The following is a 1,950-nucleotide window of genomic DNA, read 5'->3' on the forward strand; positions in this document are numbered from 1 at the left end:
TCAGCACGAAGATCAGCAGCAGCAGCCAGTCGATCTTCAGGACTGCGTCGCGTTTGACGGCGAGCAGCACGATCGCGACCCCGACGAGGCCCGGCAGCGGATGATGCGCATCGGCGAGCAGCACGAACGCGGCGAACAGCACCGCCGCGATCAGCGCGTGCATGCGTTGGACGGGAACGGCCGCGACGTCGCCGGACAAGTCGAGCGGCTTCGCGCGGAACATCACCGCGGTCAGCACGAGCAGCAGCGCCATCAGCGCGACGGCGAGCGGCCCGAGCGTGACCACGAAGCGGCCGAACGACACGCCGCTCAATTGCCACAGGAAAAGATTCTGCGGATTGCCGAGCGGTGTCGCGACGGAGCCCGCATTGACGGCCAGCGCGACGACGATCACGAGCCGCCGGAACGGTAGCGGAGTCAGTGCGCGCAGCGACACCATCAACGGCACGACGACGAACAGCGCGACGTCGTTGGTGAGCCACATCGACAACACCGCGGCGAAGCCGACGAGCAGCATCGCGAGCCCGCGTTCGGAATGCACGTGATGCACGATGCGATGCGCGAGCCACATCAGGCAGCCGGACAACTCGAGCGCCTTCGTCAGCATCAACAGGCCCGCGAGCGTCGCGACCGTCTGCCAGTCGACGCGATCGGCGAGTACCGAAAATGGTTGCGGACGCACCCATTGCAGCACGATCAGGCCCAGCGCCAGGACCGACAGAACCGGTTCCTGCGCAAGCCAGCCGAGCCACCGGCGCGGCGCCGGTACGCCCGTTTCTTCCATACCTGCCCCGTTATTCTTCTGTCGCGACGTTGCCTCGCAGTCGCGCGAGAATGCCCTCGAGTGCATCGAGGTTGCCGAAATCGATCAGCACCTGCCCTCGCCCGCGGCGGCCGAGCTTGATCTTCACCGTCGACGCGAGCAGATCGGACAACTCCTCTTCGAGGCGACGCGTATCGCGGCCGCCATCGTCCTTCGCACGCGCCTTCACGGCCGGCGCTTCCTTCGTCGTGTGCGAGACGAGCTTCTCGGTCTCGCGCACCGACATGCGCTTGTTGACCACCTGATGCGCGAGCGTGATCTGCGTGGCCGCGTCGACCGCGAGCAGCGCGCGTGCGTGCCCCATGTCGAGATCGCCGGCCAGCAGCATCGTCTGCACCGGCGACGCGAGGTTCAGCAGGCGCAGCAGGTTCGACACCGCGCTGCGCGAACGGCCGACCGATTCGGCCGCCTGTTCGTGCGTGAAACCGAACTCGTCGAGCAGACGCTGGATGCCGTGCGCCTCTTCGAGCGGGTTCAGGTCCTCGCGCTGGATGTTCTCGATCAGCGCCATCGCGGCGGCAGCCTGATCGGAGACGTCCTTCACGAGTACAGGCACTTCATCGAGGCCGGCCAGGCGGGCCGCGCGAAACCGTCGCTCGCCCGCAATGATCTCGTATTTGTCTGATGAAATAGGCCGCACCAGGATCGGCTGCATCACGCCCTGCGCGCGAATGCTCGCCGCGAGCTCCTGCAGGCTGCCTTCGTCCATCCGCGTACGCGGCTGGTACTTGCCGGCTTGCAGCTTGCCGAGCGCGAGCGTGTTCGGTGCGCCTTCGATCTTCACTGCTTCGGTGATGTCGGCGCTGCCGCCGAGCAGCGCTTCGAGGCCACGTCCCAAGCCCTTCTTCTTTGGTACCGCGTTCATGTCTTTCTTCCTCGCTTCGCTCATGTCCGGATCACGACACCTCGAACGCGCGCACGCGTTCGATCATCTCGGCGCCGAACTGGATATACGCCTGCGCACCGCGCGAGCTGCGATCGAACACGACGCCCGGCAACCCATAACTCGGCGCTTCCGCGAGGCGCACGTTGCGCGGAATCACCGCGTCGAACACCTTGTCGCCGAAGTGCGCTTTCAGTTGATCGGAGACTTGCTGCTGCAGCGTAATGCGCGGATCGAACATCAC

The 1,950-nt window shown here is 65.7% G+C and carries 3 protein-coding genes; all 3 read right to left on the reverse strand.

Features of this window, described 5'->3' with window-relative positions; translation table 11 throughout:
- On the reverse strand, positions 1-784 hold a 784-nt coding region (locus AC3IFE_RS21010; protein WP_489191822.1), incomplete at its 3' end, for an SLC13 family permease.
- A 10-nt stretch (positions 785-794) separates the two neighbouring features.
- Positions 795-1,688, reverse strand: coding sequence for a ParB/RepB/Spo0J family partition protein (locus tag AC3IFE_RS21015; RefSeq protein ID WP_011546803.1), 894 nt, complete (start codon positions 1,686-1,688; stop codon positions 795-797).
- Positions 1,689-1,719: 31 nt separating this feature from the next.
- A partial coding sequence (locus AC3IFE_RS21020) for a ParA family protein (RefSeq protein WP_489191823.1) occupies positions 1,720-1,950 on the reverse strand: 231 nt, incomplete at its 5' end.

The sequence above is a fragment of the Burkholderia sp. APQ4-4ca genome (genome assembly GCF_057837105.1).

Coding starts and splice junctions, on each gene's coding strand:
- AC3IFE_RS21015 (WP_011546803.1), bottom strand. CDS start 1,688: ATGAACGCGGTACCAAAGAAGAAGGGCTTGGGACGTGGCCTCGAAGCG.